14 protein-coding genes are annotated in these 15,355 nt (G+C 58.7%); 7 read left to right on the top strand and 7 right to left on the bottom strand.

The window, feature by feature from the left end:
- The first annotated feature begins 5 nt into the window (after positions 1-5).
- Positions 6-662: a response regulator transcription factor gene (locus tag RVM24_RS02460; protein WP_061331676.1), complete on the top strand. Its 657-nt coding sequence runs from the start codon at positions 6-8 to the stop codon at positions 660-662.
- Here the strand turns inward: RVM24_RS02460 and RVM24_RS02455 are convergent.
- Positions 643-2,070, bottom strand: a complete 1,428-nt coding sequence (locus RVM24_RS02455) for a PLP-dependent aminotransferase family protein (RefSeq protein ID WP_061331675.1) — start codon at positions 2,068-2,070, stop codon at positions 643-645. The genes RVM24_RS02460 and RVM24_RS02455 overlap by 20 nt on opposite strands.
- A 202-nt stretch (positions 2,071-2,272) precedes the next feature.
- Here RVM24_RS02455 and RVM24_RS02450 point away from each other — a divergent pair, with 202 nt between their 5' ends.
- The 3 genes from RVM24_RS02450 to RVM24_RS02440 are packed head-to-tail and all read left to right on the top strand — an operon-like array spanning position 2,273 to position 4,617.
- Positions 2,273-2,578: a hypothetical protein gene (locus RVM24_RS02450; RefSeq protein ID WP_431474905.1), complete on the top strand. Its 306-nt coding sequence runs from the start codon at positions 2,273-2,275 to the stop codon at positions 2,576-2,578.
- On the top strand, positions 2,575-3,381 hold the full coding sequence (locus tag RVM24_RS02445) for a PhzF family phenazine biosynthesis protein (protein WP_431474904.1): 807 nt from the start codon (positions 2,575-2,577) through the stop codon (positions 3,379-3,381). Before RVM24_RS02450 ends, RVM24_RS02445 begins: the two co-directional genes overlap by 4 nt.
- Before the next feature lie 45 nt (positions 3,382-3,426).
- Positions 3,427-4,617, top strand: coding sequence for an NAD(P)/FAD-dependent oxidoreductase (locus tag RVM24_RS02440; protein WP_286920876.1), 1,191 nt, complete (start codon positions 3,427-3,429; stop codon positions 4,615-4,617).
- A gap of 6 nt (positions 4,618-4,623) precedes the next feature.
- Here RVM24_RS02440 and RVM24_RS02435 read toward each other — a convergent pair whose 3' ends face one another.
- From RVM24_RS02435 to alkB, 4 genes are all read right to left on the bottom strand, one after another.
- Positions 4,624-6,183 carry a phospholipase D family protein gene (locus RVM24_RS02435; protein WP_431474903.1) on the bottom strand — a complete coding sequence of 520 codons (1,560 nt, stop codon included), beginning with the start codon at positions 6,181-6,183 and terminating at the stop codon, positions 4,624-4,626.
- A gap of 17 nt (positions 6,184-6,200) precedes the next feature.
- A complete protein-coding gene (locus RVM24_RS02430; RefSeq protein ID WP_431475390.1) occupies positions 6,201-7,052 on the bottom strand; it encodes a universal stress protein in 852 nt (283 codons plus the stop codon).
- A gap of 77 nt (positions 7,053-7,129) precedes the next feature.
- On the bottom strand, positions 7,130-8,617 hold the full coding sequence (locus RVM24_RS02425) for a SulP family inorganic anion transporter (protein WP_106695300.1): 1,488 nt from the start codon (positions 8,615-8,617) through the stop codon (positions 7,130-7,132).
- Positions 8,618-8,876: 259 nt separating this feature from the next.
- Entirely contained in the window at positions 8,877-9,527 is a 651-nt protein-coding gene (gene alkB / locus RVM24_RS02420) for a DNA oxidative demethylase AlkB (RefSeq protein ID WP_286920873.1), read from the bottom strand.
- A gap of 86 nt (positions 9,528-9,613) precedes the next feature.
- Between alkB and RVM24_RS02415 the strand changes: the two genes are divergently transcribed.
- Both RVM24_RS02415 and djlA read left to right on the top strand, forming a co-directional pair.
- Positions 9,614-12,415, top strand: coding sequence for an HD domain-containing phosphohydrolase (locus RVM24_RS02415; protein WP_431474902.1), 2,802 nt, complete (start codon positions 9,614-9,616; stop codon positions 12,413-12,415).
- A gap of 50 nt (positions 12,416-12,465) precedes the next feature.
- The gene (gene djlA, locus RVM24_RS02410; protein ID WP_058093084.1) at positions 12,466-13,248 is read left to right on the top strand and encodes a co-chaperone DjlA; all 783 of its coding nucleotides are present in this window, start codon (positions 12,466-12,468) and stop codon (positions 13,246-13,248) included.
- Positions 13,249-13,257: 9 nt separating this feature from the next.
- Here djlA and RVM24_RS02405 read toward each other — a convergent pair whose 3' ends face one another.
- Positions 13,258-13,401: a methyltransferase family protein gene (locus tag RVM24_RS02405; RefSeq protein WP_431474901.1), complete on the bottom strand. Its 144-nt coding sequence runs from the start codon at positions 13,399-13,401 to the stop codon at positions 13,258-13,260.
- 113 nt (positions 13,402-13,514) lie between these two features.
- Between RVM24_RS02405 and RVM24_RS02400 the strand changes: the two genes are divergently transcribed.
- Complete coding sequence (locus RVM24_RS02400; protein ID WP_011785425.1) at positions 13,515-14,720, top strand: ISL3 family transposase; 1,206 nt, start codon at positions 13,515-13,517, stop codon at positions 14,718-14,720.
- On the opposite strand, the gene RVM24_RS02395 is transcribed toward RVM24_RS02400, so the two are convergent.
- On the bottom strand, positions 14,672-15,184 hold the full coding sequence (locus tag RVM24_RS02395) for a methyltransferase family protein (RefSeq protein ID WP_431474900.1): 513 nt from the start codon (positions 15,182-15,184) through the stop codon (positions 14,672-14,674). The genes RVM24_RS02400 and RVM24_RS02395 overlap by 49 nt on opposite strands.
- Positions 15,185-15,355: the final 171 nt, after the last annotated feature.

Below are 15,355 nucleotides of genomic sequence, written 5' to 3'. Positions count from 1 at the left end.
CCCCGATGTCTGGTACCACCCAGTCAAATGCCAACACCGTTTACGTTGTTGATGACGATGCCGGTATGCTGGAGTCCACCCAATGGCTGTTGGAATCGGTCGGGCTTGAAGTCAGAGCCTACAGTGATGGCCGGCAGTTTCTGGATGCCGTGGAAGACCAACGCCCGGGTTGCGTGATTCTGGATATCCGGATGCCCGGCCTTGGCGGGCTGAATGTTCAGGAAGAACTGCAAAAACGGGGTTTGGAGATACCGATTATTTTTGTCTCTGGCCATGCCGATGTGCCCATCGTGGTGCGCGCCTTCAAATCCGGCGCCTTTGATTTTATCGAGAAGCCCTTCAATGAGCAGTTGTTACTGGACAGCGTGCAGCAGGCACTACAGGCACCCGCCGAACCCGAGCCACCCGTTCGCTCCGATGCGGATACCGAAGCGCTGATCAGCACCCTCACCCGCCGGGAACGGGATGTCTTTCTGCCCCTGGCCCAGGGCTACACCAGTAAGGAAATCGCCGAACAGCTGGATGTCAGCGTTAAAACCATCGACCTGTATCGGGCTCGGGTAATGAAGCGCCTGGGCGCAGAACGGCTGCCGGATGTCACCGGCATTGCCATTGCCGCTGGACTGCTCGACCCGGCAAATCTCAGAACCGGTCCGGGCTGACCCCGGACTGCACCTCCCGGGCGATGGCGCCCAAGCGGTCGACCGCGGCTTCAATCCGGCCGGTCCAGGGATTGCCGCCGTTCAGCCGCAGGCAGTTGTCGAACTTGTTGGCGGTGGAGAACATCCGCCCCGGGGCGACGTTTATATTCTCTCCCCGCGCCCGGTGATACACCTCGGTGCCCGACACCCCCTCCGGCAGCTGAACCCAGAGCACAAACCCGCCCTGGGGCCGGCTTACCGCGGTGCCCTCCGGAAAGGTTCTGGCAATAGCCGAACGAAGCCGGTCTGTGGACTCCTTGTAGTGCTGCCGGGCCGAACGAAGGTAACGGTCATAACCACCCTGTTCCAGAAAATGGGCGACTGCCAGCTGCGGGATGGTGGAAGTTGCCAGATTCACAAAATATTTGTGTTGCCGGGCGGCGGCCATATGCCGACCGGGGATCATCCACCCAAGCCGCAGCCCCGGAGAGATGGTCTTGGAGAATGAGCTGCAGTAAATCACGTTATCCGCCAGGTCAAAGGCCTTGGCCGGGCGCGGGCGCTCGCCGGTATGGAAAAGGTCTCCGTAGATATCGTCTTCAATCAATGGCACCCCAGCAGCCGCCAGCATGGAAACCAGCTGTTGTTTGCGCTCGTCGCTCATCCGGGCACCCATGGGATTACTGTGGTTTGGCACCACCACGCAGGCTTTCAAGGGCCACTGCTCCAGGGCAAGCTGCAGGCCTTCAAGACTGATGCCGTCTGACGGGTGGGTGGGGATTTCAATCACCCGCAGGCCCACCACTTCCAGCGCCTGCAGGATGCCGGGAAACGAAGGTGACTCCACGGCGACGATATCCCCGGGTTGGGTCACTGCCCGCAGGGCCAGAATGATAGCCTCCTGGGCTCCGTTGGTGGCCAGCACATCATCTGGCGCAATGGGCACTCCGATGGTGGCCATTCGCTGCGCAATCTGGCGCCGGAACGATTCCTTGCCCGGAAACGCATAGTCGAGGGTTTCCAGGCCTCGCCTCGCCGCCCATAACGTGCTCTGCTGAATCTGCCTGACCGGCAGGTAGTCCGGGTGCGGAATGGCCGTGGCCAGGGGCACCATACGCTTTTGTTCATCGGCACACAGGTCCAGGGTCATTTCCCGGGCAGACACCGGTACCGGACGACTGCGCTGTTCCGTCATTCTTGGTTCCGGCAAATCCCGGGCTGGCCGGCGCACGAAATACCCGCTGCGTTCCCGGGCCTGCAGGTAACCTCGGGCCTCCAGAGTCTGATGGGCCTGCAGCACGGTTGAAATACTGACACCGAACTGCCGGCTCAGTACCCGCACACCGGGCACACGCTCCCCTTCCCGGTATACACCGTCAAGGATCAGCGCCTGGAGCTGGTCCGCCACCTGGTTGTAGAGCATGCCCATCGTGTTCTCCGCCGTGCCGTGCTTTATAAGCTCTATTCCACCAGAACCGACGCCACTATGAGCAGTACAGTTTCCCGGCTTTTTCGGCAGTACAGTTTCCATTTTTCTGCATCTGTACCGATTCAATAACACTGTAGCTGAATCTGTTATGGAAATCCGATGAAAATAATAATGGTTCCTGAATCAGAAAAGGAGTTTCATCATGGCAACGGCAACCATCCCAAAACCCGACTCGCGTTCACCGCGCCCCGTTCACCGCGCCACCCGGAACGATGTGCTGGGCCTCTATGCCACAGGGGGCACGCCGGCCGCCGGCACGCTGATGACAGCCATGCAGGCCCTGGCCCGTGAGGGCATCCGTGTGATACCCGTTGGCAACCGTCACTGGGTACTTCGGGGCGCCGCGCCGCTGCCCGAGATTCACTGTTACAGTGAGCAGGAGCTACATGGAATCTCAGTCTCACCAGCCAGACGCGTTCTACTAACAACCCACAAGGACAACCCATGAAGACAGAAATCTACCAGGTGGATGCTTTTACCAATGAACTGTTCCGGGGAAACCCTGCGGCGGTGATGCCCCTGAACAGCTGGCTTCCGGAGCAACAGATGCAGGCCATTGCCCTGGAGAACAATTTGTCCGAGACCGCTTTCCTGGTGCCACTCCCGGAGCAGGATGATGCGGATTTTCATATCCGCTGGTTCACCCCGACAGTAGAGGTGCCACTGTGCGGACACGCCACCCTGGCGTCGGCCTGGGTGGTGTTCAACCGTCTTGGCTGGCAGCACGACAGGGTTCGTTTCCAGTCGAAAAGCGGCCCCCTGGCGGTTACCCGCCGTTCCGATGACTGGCTGGAACTGGACTTCCCCAACCTGCCGTTTGAACCCCGACCAACCCCGGAGTTAATCCGGAAAGCGCTGCCAAACGCCCCGGAGCAGGCGTTCTACGTGCCAAATGACACCAACTACATGCTGGTTCTGGACTCGGAAGCTGCGGTAACCAAAGCTGCCCCGAACCTGGCGTTGCTGGCAGAACTGGGCAATCAGGGGCTGATCGTTACCGCGCCAGGAACTCAGTGCGATTTCGTCAGCCGTTACTTCGCCCCCGGAGCGGGTATCGATGAGGATCCGGTAACCGGCTCCATCCACAGCGTGCTGGTACCTTACTGGGCTGAACAGCTCGGCAAACAAACACTGGAAGCCCGCCAACTCTCTGCACGCGGTGGCGTTCTGCGATGCGAGCTCAGAGTTGACCGGGTAGCCATCGCCGGCCAGGCGGCGTTTTACATGGAAGGGTCCGTTTACCTGCCCTGAGGCTGATATACTGCCCGCCATTTTCAACGAGTGGTGGGCAGTTCTATGGCAGGTTCAACATCCCGGTACGATGTCATCATCATCGGCGCAGGCGCTGCCGGGCTGATGTGCGCGGCCACCGCCGGTTATCGCGGCCGCAAAGTACTGGTGCTGGACCACGCCAACAAACCGGGCAAAAAGATCCTGATGTCTGGCGGTGGCCGGTGCAATTTCACCAATCTGAACAGCACGCCTGCGAACTTTATCTCCGACAACCCGCACTACTGCATCTCCGCGCTAAAGCGCTATACCCCGCAGGATTTTGTGGAACTGGTGGACCGCCACGGTGTGGAGTATGAAGAGAAAGCGCCGGGCCAACTGTTCTGCAAAGACAGCGCGAAGGACATTCTCAACGTGCTGCTGACCGAGTGCGAATGGGCCGGCGCCGAGATTCGCATGAACACGTCGGTGTCCGGCATTCGGCAAGCAGGCTCGGGCTTCTCCCTGAAGACCCGTGGCGGCACACTCGGTTGCGAATCCCTGATCGTAGCCTGCGGTGGGCTGTCGATTCCCACCATGGGTGCCACCGGCTTTGGTTATGAGATTGCCAGGCAGTTTGGCCTGAGCGTGCTGCCCACCCGCGCGGGGCTGGTGCCCTTCACCCTGCACCCGGAACTGAAGCAACAACTGGCGCCGTTGTCTGGCGTTAGCTGCCCGGTGGACGCCCACTGCCACCAACAACACTTCCGGGAACCCATGCTGGTCACCCATCGCGGCCTCAGTGGCCCGGCGATGCTGCAAGTGTCCAGTTACTGGCAGCCAGGCGATGCGGTACACATCAACCTGCTGCCGACTGAGAACATTCACGAAGACCTGCTGGCCCTGCGCAACAGCAAGCCGCAATCCACCATCGCGCACTATCTGAACCAACACCTGCCGAAACGATTCGCCCAGGCGTTTAACGACCTGCACGGCTGGAACGGCCCACTGCAGGGGTATCGCAACCAGGAACTGGAACAGGTTGCCGGCACGCTTGGCGACTGGACCATCAAGCCGGCTGGAACGGAAGGTTACAGAACGGCCGAAGTGACCCTGGGCGGTGTGGATACTCGCCAGCTATCCTCCAAAACCATGGCGGCCCTGGAGCACCCCAAGCTGTACTTTATCGGGGAAGTGGTGGACGTTACCGGCCACCTGGGCGGGCATAATTTCCAGTGGGCGTGGGCCTCCGGTGTGGCGGCGGGTAACGTGGCCTGACAGGCCTCAGAGATACTTCTCGATCGACAGCCAGGACAACATCCGGGACGCCGCCCGGCGCCAGAATCCGCTCTCAGGTTCCTGATAAACCTCACCATCCCGGGATTGCCACACCAGACTACCCTGCTCGTTCAGGCTCACCCGCCAGCTGTTCTCCGGCGCCATGGCGCGCTCAATATCTTCGGCTACCGCGCGCGCCAGTTGCGGACTGCGAATCACCAGCACCGTCTCGCCGTTGAGGTAGATAGAACGCAGGTTCACGTTGAACGAGCCAATAAACAATGTTTCCCGGTCAAACACCACGGCTTTGGAATGCAGGCTGATCACACCTTTATCGCAGGCTTGTTCATTGGCCACCCAACGTTTACAGGCTGGCGCATCAGGGCGTAACTCGTACAGGTCAAAGCCCTGCTCCAGCATCTCACGCCGCCAACGGGCGTAGCCGGAATGATTGGTGACCAGATCGTTGGTGGCCAGCGAATTGGTGATCGCCGCCACCTTCAGCCCGTGGTTGCCCAGATTGTCCAGCCCGTTCAGCTGCTCGTCTGCCAGAATCAGATAGGCGGACTCAATCAGGATTTCCTTCCGGGCCGATTCGATCAGATCAAACAGGGCCTTTGCGGTGTTTCGCGGTTTGTCTGCCGGCGCTTCCAGGTCTTCCGGTGGCGGATCGAACACCAGCTCGGCCTCCGCCTTCACCATGTCAGCGAACCACCCTGCCAGCAGGGATTCCGCCTGGTTCCTGCCCTGGGGTACTGACGCAGTAAAAGGCAGCGGCTCAGTGGTGGCACGGCTGAGTCCGGATAAGCGGTCACCTGCACGCTCCGATTCCGGCAGCTCATACAATTGCCCCAGCGGGTAGGACCAGGGGCTTTGCCAGTAGGCCTCAAAGTTATCGGTCATGGCGCCAGCCAGCGGCCCGAGCACCATGACGTCGCGATCCCGGAAATTCAGTTCCTGGTGCTCGTCAAAGTACTCGTCGCCAATGTTGCGGCCGCCGGTAATACCGACATTGCCATCCACCACAAAGGTCTTGTTGTGCATGCGCCGGTTGATGCGGTCGAAGTCGGTGATGAACGACAGCCAACGGCCAACGCCCTTGCGGGAAGGAGACGGATTGAAAATCCGGATGCTGATGGCCGGGTGGGCCTCCATCATGGCAAACAGGGATTCCTTGCCGGCCACATTGATGTCATCCAGCAACAGGCGAACCTGCACGCCCCGGTCTGCAGCGGCTACCAGGCGGCCAGCCAGGTACCGGCCGCTGGCATCGTCGTTCCAGATGTAATATTGGGCATCAATGCGCTGACTGGCGGTTTCAATCAGGGCGCTGCGAACCACAAAGGCATCGCGGCCCGTGTCGAGCAGCCCAAACGCAGAGAGTCGGGATTCGGGATCAAGGTGCATCCGGCGCTGATCCGTTGTGAAGGAGTCTGCCACCGAGGATACCGCCAAAACCGGGCCATGGTCGACCGGCGGCAATCCCCTTGCGCAGCCGGCAAGCAGCCCCGCAAACAATAACAGGCTCAGCCTGGCGATCAACGGGACTACTTGCCGGGTCAGCATGGCCGGGGGATTCCTTGTCAGCGAATGATAACCAATGGTTTTTTAGCGGTTTTCAGCATGGTTGTGGTGGTACTGCCCACCAGGAACTGGCGAATTCTGGAATGGCCGTAAGCGCCCATCACCAGAATGTCGATGTCATGCTCCTCCTGGTACGCGTGCAATGCAGGTTCTACATCCCCGGCGCGAATGGCCAGGGTGATATCAACGCCCAACCCGGACAACATCTGCTCTGCCTTCTTGAGCTGCTCCCAGCGGTCGGCGGTATCCGGGCCAACCATCACCAGGTGCAGGGGCATGCCTTTGAGTACCGGGCTCTGGGCAATCAGTTCCACACCCCGGAAAGCGGTGGGGCTGCCGTCGAACGCCAGCATGGCACTTTTCGGCTCACTATAGTCATCCGGCACCAGCAGGATGGAGCGATGCACACTTCGGATGACGGTCTCCAGCTGGCTGCCGATGTGGATATCACGGTCAGAACTGCTTTCACCGTGCAGCCCCATGACAAACAGGCGGGTCTCTTTCTCAAGAGCCACCAACGACTCAGTCAGATTACCGTGGCGCTGGCGCTTGACGGCCTCCTCCGCACCGGCGGACGTCACCCTGGTTTCGGCTTCATCCAGCATGTGATGGCCGTGCTCCAGCGCCAGTTTGGCCCGCTTTCGGTCCAGTTGCGCCAGTTCGTCCAGCAACTGCTCACGGCTGCCAAGGCCGATGTTGCCCGCCAGATCCGGCTCCGCCGGGTAGCGTTCTTCGTCCAGAACATGCAAAAGCATCAGGGGCGTTTCCATGTGCCGGCTGGCCCAGGCTGCGTAATCGCATACTGCAGGTGCTGCCCGGGAGCCATCGATACAGGCCACTACTCGTAACATACTTGCCTCGCCTTGGTTGTCCGTCTGCTCGTTATTGTGGCTGCGAATGTCGTTCTTTTCATTGCTGTCGATCATTGTCAGTGACCCATCAGGCGGTCGACGGCATCCGGCTTATCATGAACACCGAAGCGGTCAACGATGGTGGCGCTGGCCTGGTTCAGGCCAATTACCTCAACATCAGAGCCTTCACGGCGGAACTTGATCACCGCCTTATCCAGCGCAGCTACGGCGGTGATGTCCCAGAAGTGGGCCCGGCTGAGATCTATTACTACATTATCGACTGCTTCCTTGAAGTCAAAGGATTCCAGGAACTTCTCTGACGAGCTGAAGAACACCTGACCTACCACGGTGTAGCGACGGGTCTCGGTGTTTTCATCCAGCTCAGAAGTCACCAACATGTAGTGGCCAATCTTGTTGGCAAAAAACAGTGCCGCCAGCAGCACGCCCGCCAGAACGCCAAAGGCCAGGTTGTGGGTGGCCACCACCACAATCACCGTTACCAGCATCACGATGTTGGTAGACAACGGGTGCTCCCTGAGATTGCGAATGGAGTCCCAGCTAAAGGTACCAATAGAGACCATGATCATCACCGCCACCAGCGCGGCCATGGGAATCTGCACCAGCCACTTGTCCAGAACCAGCACCAGAATCAGCAGGAAGACACCGGCGGTGAGGGTCGACAATCGAGTGCGACCACCGGATTTCACGTTGATGATGGACTGGCCAATCATGGCGCAACCGGCCATGCCACCCAACAAACCAGAGCCGATGTTGGCAATGCCCTGGCCCTTGCACTCACGGTCACGGTCACTGGTGGTGTCGGTCAGGTCATCCACGATGGTGGCTGTCATCAGCGATTCGAGCAGGCCGACGACGGCCAGAGCAACCGAATACGGCAGGATGATCATCAGGGTTTCAAGGGTCAGCGGCACGTCCGGCCACAGGAAGATGGGCAGGGTATCCGGCAGTTCGCCCATATCCCCAACCGTGCGGATATCCAGGCCCATCACCATGGCCACAAGGGTCAGGCCAACAATACACACCAGAGGCGATGGAATCAGCTTGCCCACGGTGGGAATCAGCGGGAACAGGTAGATAATGCCAAGGCCAGCGGCGGTCATGGCATACACATGCCAGGTCACATTGGTCAGTTCCGGCAACTGGGCCATAAAGATCAGGATAGCCAGTGCGTTCACAAACCCCGTGACCACAGACCGGGACACAAAGCGCATCAATCCACCCAGTCTCAGGTAGCCTGCGGCAATCTGTATGACACCGGTCAACAGGGTTGCCGCCAGCAGGTACTCAAGGCCATGCTCCTTGACCAGGGTCACCATCAGCAAGGCCATGGCGCCGGTTGCTGCCGAGATCATGCCTGGCCGGCCGCCCACGAAGGCGATAATCACGGCGATACAGAAAGAGGCATACAAACCCACTTTCGGGTCCACGCCCGCGATGATGGAGAAAGCAATCGCTTCCGGAATCAGCGCCAGGGCAACAACGATACCGGCGAGCAGGTCGCCTCGAATATTGGAAAACCAGTTTTGCTTGAGTGATTGCACCATGATTGGGGATATCCAACTGAACAATGAAAATAAACGGCTGCCATGCACACGGGCACGGGCGGGGGTCAGGAAACCTGAAAAAGAAGTCTGGGCGAGGCCAGTTAAGGGAGCATGAACGCTATGGCGGAAGGATCGTCACGGTTATGGAATGCTTCGCTTGGATGAAAGTCAGATTACTGTCGAATCGGGGCGGCGAAGCTTACCAGAAGCGGGTCAGGAAAGTAAGGCAAGGGTGCCAACCGCCTCGCTGCCGCACACCTCAACCGGCTTTGCGAAAAGTCAGGTTGTAACGGCAAGAGCCCGTTAAAGGGTGGTGGCCCGCTTTGAGTGTCAGTACGCCGTGATAGAACAGCCGGGCCGGCCCTCCCCAAACCACCACATCGCCGTGCTCCAACGGGATTTTCAGGGGTTTGTCTGATCGCCTCGGCCCGCCAAACTGGAAGGTTATCGGCAAACCGAGGGAAACGGAGACAATGGGCCAGGAGAAATCCTGCTCGTCTTTGTCCTGGTGCAACCCCATGCGGGCGCCGCGCTGATAACGGTTGATCAGGCAGGCATCCGGCACAAATCCCCGATACCCCGCCGCCTCGGCAGAGTTCCGCGCCAGCGTTATAAAGGACTCGGGGATCTCAGGCCAGGGCAGACCGGATTCCGGATCGGTGGACTGGTACCGGTAACCCGACCGGTCTGTCACCCAGCCCAGTTCGCCGGCACAGGTCATGGCGGCCGACATGCTGTGGCCGCCGGGCGTTACCATATGCCGAAACGGCGCTTTGCTGGCCACCTCACCAATGGCTTGTATCAGATCCGGGGCCGTGTTCCGGGCAAACCGGCGCAATACCACAACGCCCTCACCCACCAGTTCCTGCCAGGGTTCAGCATCACTGAAATCAAACAGATCTGTTGTCATAACCTGATCATTTTCATCAACATTCAAAACACCTCGGCGGTCAGGGTCTACACTCAGGATACCTGTTTTCCATTTAAGGCTCGCCCATGCTGCCGAACCGCCAGACCGCACAGGTGTCGCTCGCTTTTCTGATCGCGTCCGCCATCACCCTGGGCATGCTCATTCTCACCCTTGTGCTGGTGGGCCAGAGCTTTCGCGGCATGGAGCAGGCCAAACTAACAGCGGCAGAGGCCACGGCACGGCAACTGGCCACCAGCGTGGATGACCGCATCAACGCCATTACCCAACCGCCCTCCACCGCGCTGGCGGTGCTCCGACATGACCCGTTAACGGCGGCAACCACACTGGATCAGCGCCTTGAGCGGCTGCCGGTACTGGCCGACATCCTGTCCAGCAGCGCCATCGTCAGTGCTATTTACGCCGGCTTTGGCGACGGCGATTTCTTTCTCTTCCGCACCTTGAGCAGTTCAGGGTCCGTGCAGTTTCCGGACGCCCCCACTGGCAGCCACTTCCTGTTGCAAAGCCTCGAACGGGAAGGGGAGCAACGGGTTGGGGTATGGCGTTTCTACGATCAGAGGCTAAACCTGATTGAGCATCGGGTGCTGGAAAGTTATGACTACGATCCCCGCCAACGGCCATGGTATCAGGCAGCCCAGAGCGTCAGCGAACTGCAGCTATCCGCGCCATACGTCTTCTTTACCACTCAGGAAACCGGGCTGACGCTGTCTCAGCGGGCCAGTGCACAGCCTTCCACGGTCCTTGGCATTGACGTTACGGTGAATGATCTTGGCGCCCAGCTCGCCCAACTGCGCCAGACGCCCGGCAGCCAGCTCGCCATCATCAATGATCAAGGGCAGTTACTGGCCAGTTCAGAGTTTGAGCAAGAGGCCGGTGCCGTTATCCAAACGGCCCGGCTGCAGCAAACGGAACGGGGCGTCGGCGGTTTTTCCGCAGAGGGGCGTGATTGGTATGGCGTTGCCGTGGCACTGGATGCCCTGCCGGATGAGTCACTGTCGATTGTGATTGCCATTCCCTCTGATGAACTGCTTGCAGAAGTCTGGGCCGCATTGGCCAGGCAAACCCTCATTGCTGGCGCCATCGCCCTGCTGTTGCTGGTCATCGGCTGGTTTATGGGGCGCCAGGTGGGCAAGCCGCTGGAGCAGCTGACAGACAGAGTCAGCCAGCTGTCACGCTTCCGATTCGATACCAAGGTTCGTTCCGAGTCTCACATCCGCGAGGCGTCGCAGTTGAGCATTGCGCTGGACGACATGGCCCATACCATCCGCAGCTTCCAGAACATTTCCACCGTACTGAACCGCGGCCAGGACCTGAACCAGCTGCTGCAGGATATTCTCGAGCAGATCGTTAGTATCGTGGGCCAGAAACGCGGTGCGATCTACCTGTTCAACATTCACGATCACAAACTCGAACTGACCGTGAATGGCGGCCTTGAAATACCCAAGGCACTCAGGTCTATTCCCCCTGCCGCCGATGACAACGAACTGATCCGTATTCTGCGCAGCCACATTCCCGGCCACTCGGTGTTTGCCATTCTCCGCAACCGCCGCCGCAAACTGATTGGCGTGTTGATTATCGAGATCGAGCACGGAGACAAAACAGAACTGAGCGATGACCTGATCCTGTTTGTTGACGAGATTGCCGGTTCTGCCGCCGTTGCCATCGAAACCCGTGAGCTGATCGAAAGCCAGCAGGCCCTGCTGGACGGCATCATTCAACTGGTGGCCAACGCCATCGACGCCAAATCACCCTACACCGGGGGCCACTGCGAGCGGGTGCCCAAATTGGCACAGATGCTGGCTGAACAGGCTGAGAGCGCCAGTGACGGCCCGTTTGCCCGCTTCAGGATGTCCGAAGACGAACGTTACGAATTCCGCCTGGCCGCCTGGCTCCACGACTGCGGAAAGATAACCAGCCCGGAATATGTGGTTGATAAGGCGGTCAAGCTTGAGACCATTCACAACCGGATACATGAAATCCGAACCCGTTTTGAGGTGTTACACCGGGATGCCGACATCCAGTACCTGAAGGCGTGCCTGGAAGGGAAAGATTCTGACGAGGCGCGGCAACAACGGGATCAGTTGCAAGAAACCCTGCGGGAGGAATTCGCGTTTCTTGCGCGGGTCAATCAAGGCAGCGAATCCATGTCGGATGACGATGTCGCGCGCATTCACCAGATTGGCAGCCGCACCTGGCTACGGAACTTTAACGACCGCCTGGGCTTGTCCGGCGACGAACAGCAAGCTCTGGAACACCAGCCAACACCCGAGCTACCCGTTATGGAAACCTTGCTGGCTGACAAACCCGGCCACTTGCGCAGCTGGGGCGACAATATTCCCCCGGTGCGCAAAGACGATCCCCGTAACCGCTGGGGGTTCGATATGACCTTGCCCGAGCACGCCTACAATCGGGGTGAACTGCACAACCTTACGGTGCGTTATGGCACCCTCACCGACGAAGAGCGATTCAAAATCAACGAGCATATCGTGCAGACCATTTGCATGCTGGATGCCCTGCCGCTGCCAGATCGACTGGCCAATGTGCCGAGGCTCGCCGGCACCCACCACGAGCGAATGGATGGTAATGGCTACCCTTGCAGGCTGACAGGTGAAAACATGAGCATTCCGGAAAAAATCATGGCCATCGCCGATGTATTCGAAGCCCTCACTGCGGTAGACCGCCCCTACAAACGCGGTAAAACCCTCTCCGAATCCCTGGGGCTGATGGCGGTTATGGTGGACAAGGGGCACCTGGACAAGGACACCTTTAACCTGTTTTTGCAGTCCCGTATCTGGCTGACCTACGCACAACAGCACCTACGGCCGGAACAGATTGATCCGGTGGATGAAAGCCTGTTCATGAAGCGCTGACCAAAAACACGTATATTCTACGGACTGATTTACTTGCTAAGGATATCTGAATGCTGTTCGCAATGATTTTCGGTGGCCTGATCGGTTATGCCTTTGGCCGGTTTCCGGGATTCCTGGTGGGGGCTGCCATTGGTGCATTCCTGTTCCAGCGGATGAAGAGCCGGCTGATAGGCAAGATTCAGAGCCTGCAAAACAACTTCGTTGAATCTGTGTTTGCCGTCATGGGCGCCCTGTGCAAGGCCGACGGCGTGGTGACCCGGGACGAGATTCAACTGGCGGAGGCGATGTTTGAACGGTTTCGTTTGAACGAAGAGCAAAAAGCCATCGCCCGGGACGCCTTCAACCGTGGCAAGCAACCGGATTTCGACCTGGACGCGGAGCTCAACCGCTTTTTGCAGAACTCCGGCCGCCAGCCCGCATTTCTGCAGATGTTCCTGCAGGTTCAGGTGTCGGCGGTGGCCGCGGATGGCCAGGTGCACCCGGCCGAGCACGAGATGCTGGTGCGTATTGCCCGGGGCCTTGGCCTGCCAGAAAGCCAGGTAGACCAACTGGAAGCCATGCTGCGCGGCGCCCATGCCGGGCATGCCGGCGGCAGCCCGAACTACTCCTCGGGGCAGCAGATTGAGGACGCCTACAAGGTACTGGGGGTATCCGCCTCTGCCTCCGATGCAGAGATCAAACGCGCTTACCGCAAGCTGATGAGTGAGAACCACCCGGATAAACTGGCCGGGCGCGGCATGCCCGAGAGCATGCGGGAGATGGCGGAAGAGCGCACTCGTGAAATCAGCCACGCCTACGATGTGATCAAAGACGCCCGAAAACAGGCATCCTGACGACAGACGTCAGAACCAGCGGGGCACCCTTGCCCGGTAAACCTCATAGTCCTGGCCAAAGCGCTGAGCCAGGGCTTTTTCTTCCTCTTTTGCCTGGCGGGTAATCACCAGCACACCCGCCACCAGGCAAACCAGCGAAAACGCACTGGGCAATGCCAGAAAAAAGGTTCATCGCGGGTTAGCGTGAAAAAGTAGGAGACGGCGGTCAAACCGGTTAGTTTTGAGTTCGCCAAAACAACAAACCTGACCGACTCACCGCCGTCCCTATGAATGCTAATCCTCTTGCCCTGTTCTGGGAAGGATTCACGATAGAATCGTATGCCCAGATTGACGCTCAATCTCTGCTCATCCGACTGCAACCTGCCGACGATTACTTGCCATGCTGCAGTGGTTGTAATCAGCACACGCTTGCCATCCATGACATCAGCACCCGACGAGTCCGAGAACGCGACCTGTTCCAATACCGCGTCTGGCTGGACGTGCCAGTTCGCCGAGTTCGTTGTACGACCTGTGGCCCCAAGCTTGAACAGATTCGCTGGTTACCAGGGCGACAGCGTCTGACGGCAGGCATGGTCAGTTGGATTGAATCCCTGGTACGACTGATGCCGATCCAACATGTGGCAACGCTGCTAGGGTTGCATTGGCATACGGTCAAGGCCATCGACCATCGGCGCCTCAAACGAGAAGTGACTGAGCCAGATAAACGCCGGATTCGTCGACTGATCATGGATGAGTTCGCCTTGTTCAAGGGACACCGCTACGCCACCGTGGCGATTGATGCGGATACTCAACAAGTCCTCTGGGTTGGAGAAGGCCGCAGTCGAGCAGCGGTACGCCCCTTCTTTGAATGGCTGGGGCCGGAAACCTGTGGCCAGATCGAAGCCGTGGCGATGGATATGAATACCGCCATGGACCTGGAAGTTCAGCACCACTGCCCACAAGCACGGGTGGTCTATGACCTGTTCCACGTTGTAGCAAAGTTCGGACGGGAAGTGATTGACCGTGTCCGGGTCGATCAGGCCAATCAGCTTCGACACGACAAGCCGGCTCGCAAAGTAGTGAAACGAAGTCGCTGGCTGTTGCTCAGAAACCGAGGCAACCTCAAGGACGAGCAGGCTCTGAAGCTCGAAGAACTGCTGCAAGCCAACCAGCCCCTGATGACTGTCTACGTCCTGAAAGACCAGCTCAAAGAGCTCTGGTACGCTCCCTCAGAGGCCGATGCCAGACAACGCTGGCAAGACTGGCTAAATCTGGCTATGAGTAGTGGGCTGGCCCCCGTGCAGCAGTTTGCCAGGCGCCTCAAGGGCTACGTCGACGGCATTATCGCCAGCGCGGTCTACCGGTTGAACACCAGTGTGTTGGAGGGAATGAACAACAAGATCAAGGTGATCAAGCGGGTGGCCTACGGCTACCGGGATAACGACTACTTCTTTCTGAAGATAAAAGCAGCATTTCCCGGTAAAGCGCGATGAACCAGAAAAAAGCCCAGCTGCCCGGTCATAACCGCCAGAAACAACGGATTTCGGGAACGGCTGTAGGGGCCTTGAGTCAGTAGCCTGGCCTTATCTTCAGTGGGTGCGATACCGGAGCGCCAGTCTTCGTGCATATACGCCTGCAGGTAATTCACCGCCGTGAACGATGCCAGCAGTAACACCGCACCGGCCAACAGAACCGGCCCGTGATACAGCCAGGCAAATACCCCGAGCCAGCCATCCAGGTCGACAAAAATCCGCGCCAGACACACCAGAAGAATCGCCGCCCGAAAGACATTGAAGATGTGGCGATGCCACCAGGTCGCTTTACCCCGGGCACCGTAATGAATGTGACTGAACCCCATACGGGCGTATAAGCCCAGTGTTCTGGCGGAGAACTGCAGGCCAATCATCAGAAAAAAGATGCCGAGAAACGTTCGGACAGCGGGTTCAATCAGATCCATTTATGCATTCTGGTTCAACAGGTTGGCTATCAGCTTACTGTCTGATTCCGGTTATTGAAAGTGATCAGAATCAATCACCCGTTCGCTGGTTTTAACGGAACATGTGACGCGATACCCAAAATGACATGCCATCACGTTTTCAGGTGAGTTATCGTTAGACGATCTGATCAG

This window comes from Marinobacter sp. KM021, assembly GCF_050707965.1.
In the GTDB taxonomy this organism is placed as follows: domain Bacteria; phylum Pseudomonadota; class Gammaproteobacteria; order Pseudomonadales; family Oleiphilaceae; genus Marinobacter; species Marinobacter shengliensis.
The sequence above is the reverse complement of the archived record's forward strand: the minus strand, read 5'-3'. Positions and strand labels throughout refer to the sequence as shown.

Bases quoted from the DNA above. Each gene is read 5' to 3' on its own strand.
- RVM24_RS02460 (WP_061331676.1), top strand. From the start codon at position 6: ATGTCTGGTACCACCCAGTCAAATGCCAACACCGTTTACGTTGTTGAT.
- RVM24_RS02455 (WP_061331675.1), bottom strand. From the start codon at position 2,070: ATGGGCATGCTCTACAACCAGGTGGCGGACCAGCTCCAGGCGCTGATC.
- RVM24_RS02450 (WP_431474905.1), top strand. From the start codon at position 2,273: ATGGCAACGGCAACCATCCCAAAACCCGACTCGCGTTCACCGCGCCCC.
- RVM24_RS02445 (WP_431474904.1), top strand. From the start codon at position 2,575: ATGAAGACAGAAATCTACCAGGTGGATGCTTTTACCAATGAACTGTTC.
- RVM24_RS02440 (WP_286920876.1), top strand. From the start codon at position 3,427: ATGGCAGGTTCAACATCCCGGTACGATGTCATCATCATCGGCGCAGGC.
- RVM24_RS02435 (WP_431474903.1), bottom strand. From the start codon at position 6,183: ATGCTGACCCGGCAAGTAGTCCCGTTGATCGCCAGGCTGAGCCTGTTA.
- RVM24_RS02430 (WP_431475390.1), bottom strand. From the start codon at position 7,052: ATGTTACGAGTAGTGGCCTGTATCGATGGCTCCCGGGCAGCACCTGCA.
- RVM24_RS02425 (WP_106695300.1), bottom strand. From the start codon at position 8,617: ATGGTGCAATCACTCAAGCAAAACTGGTTTTCCAATATTCGAGGCGAC.
- alkB (WP_286920873.1), bottom strand. From the start codon at position 9,527: ATGACAACAGATCTGTTTGATTTCAGTGATGCTGAACCCTGGCAGGAA.
- RVM24_RS02415 (WP_431474902.1), top strand. From the start codon at position 9,614: ATGCTGCCGAACCGCCAGACCGCACAGGTGTCGCTCGCTTTTCTGATC.
- djlA (WP_058093084.1), top strand. From the start codon at position 12,466: ATGCTGTTCGCAATGATTTTCGGTGGCCTGATCGGTTATGCCTTTGGC.
- RVM24_RS02400 (WP_011785425.1), top strand. From the start codon at position 13,515: ATGAATGCTAATCCTCTTGCCCTGTTCTGGGAAGGATTCACGATAGAA.
- RVM24_RS02395 (WP_431474900.1), bottom strand. From the start codon at position 15,184: ATGGATCTGATTGAACCCGCTGTCCGAACGTTTCTCGGCATCTTTTTT.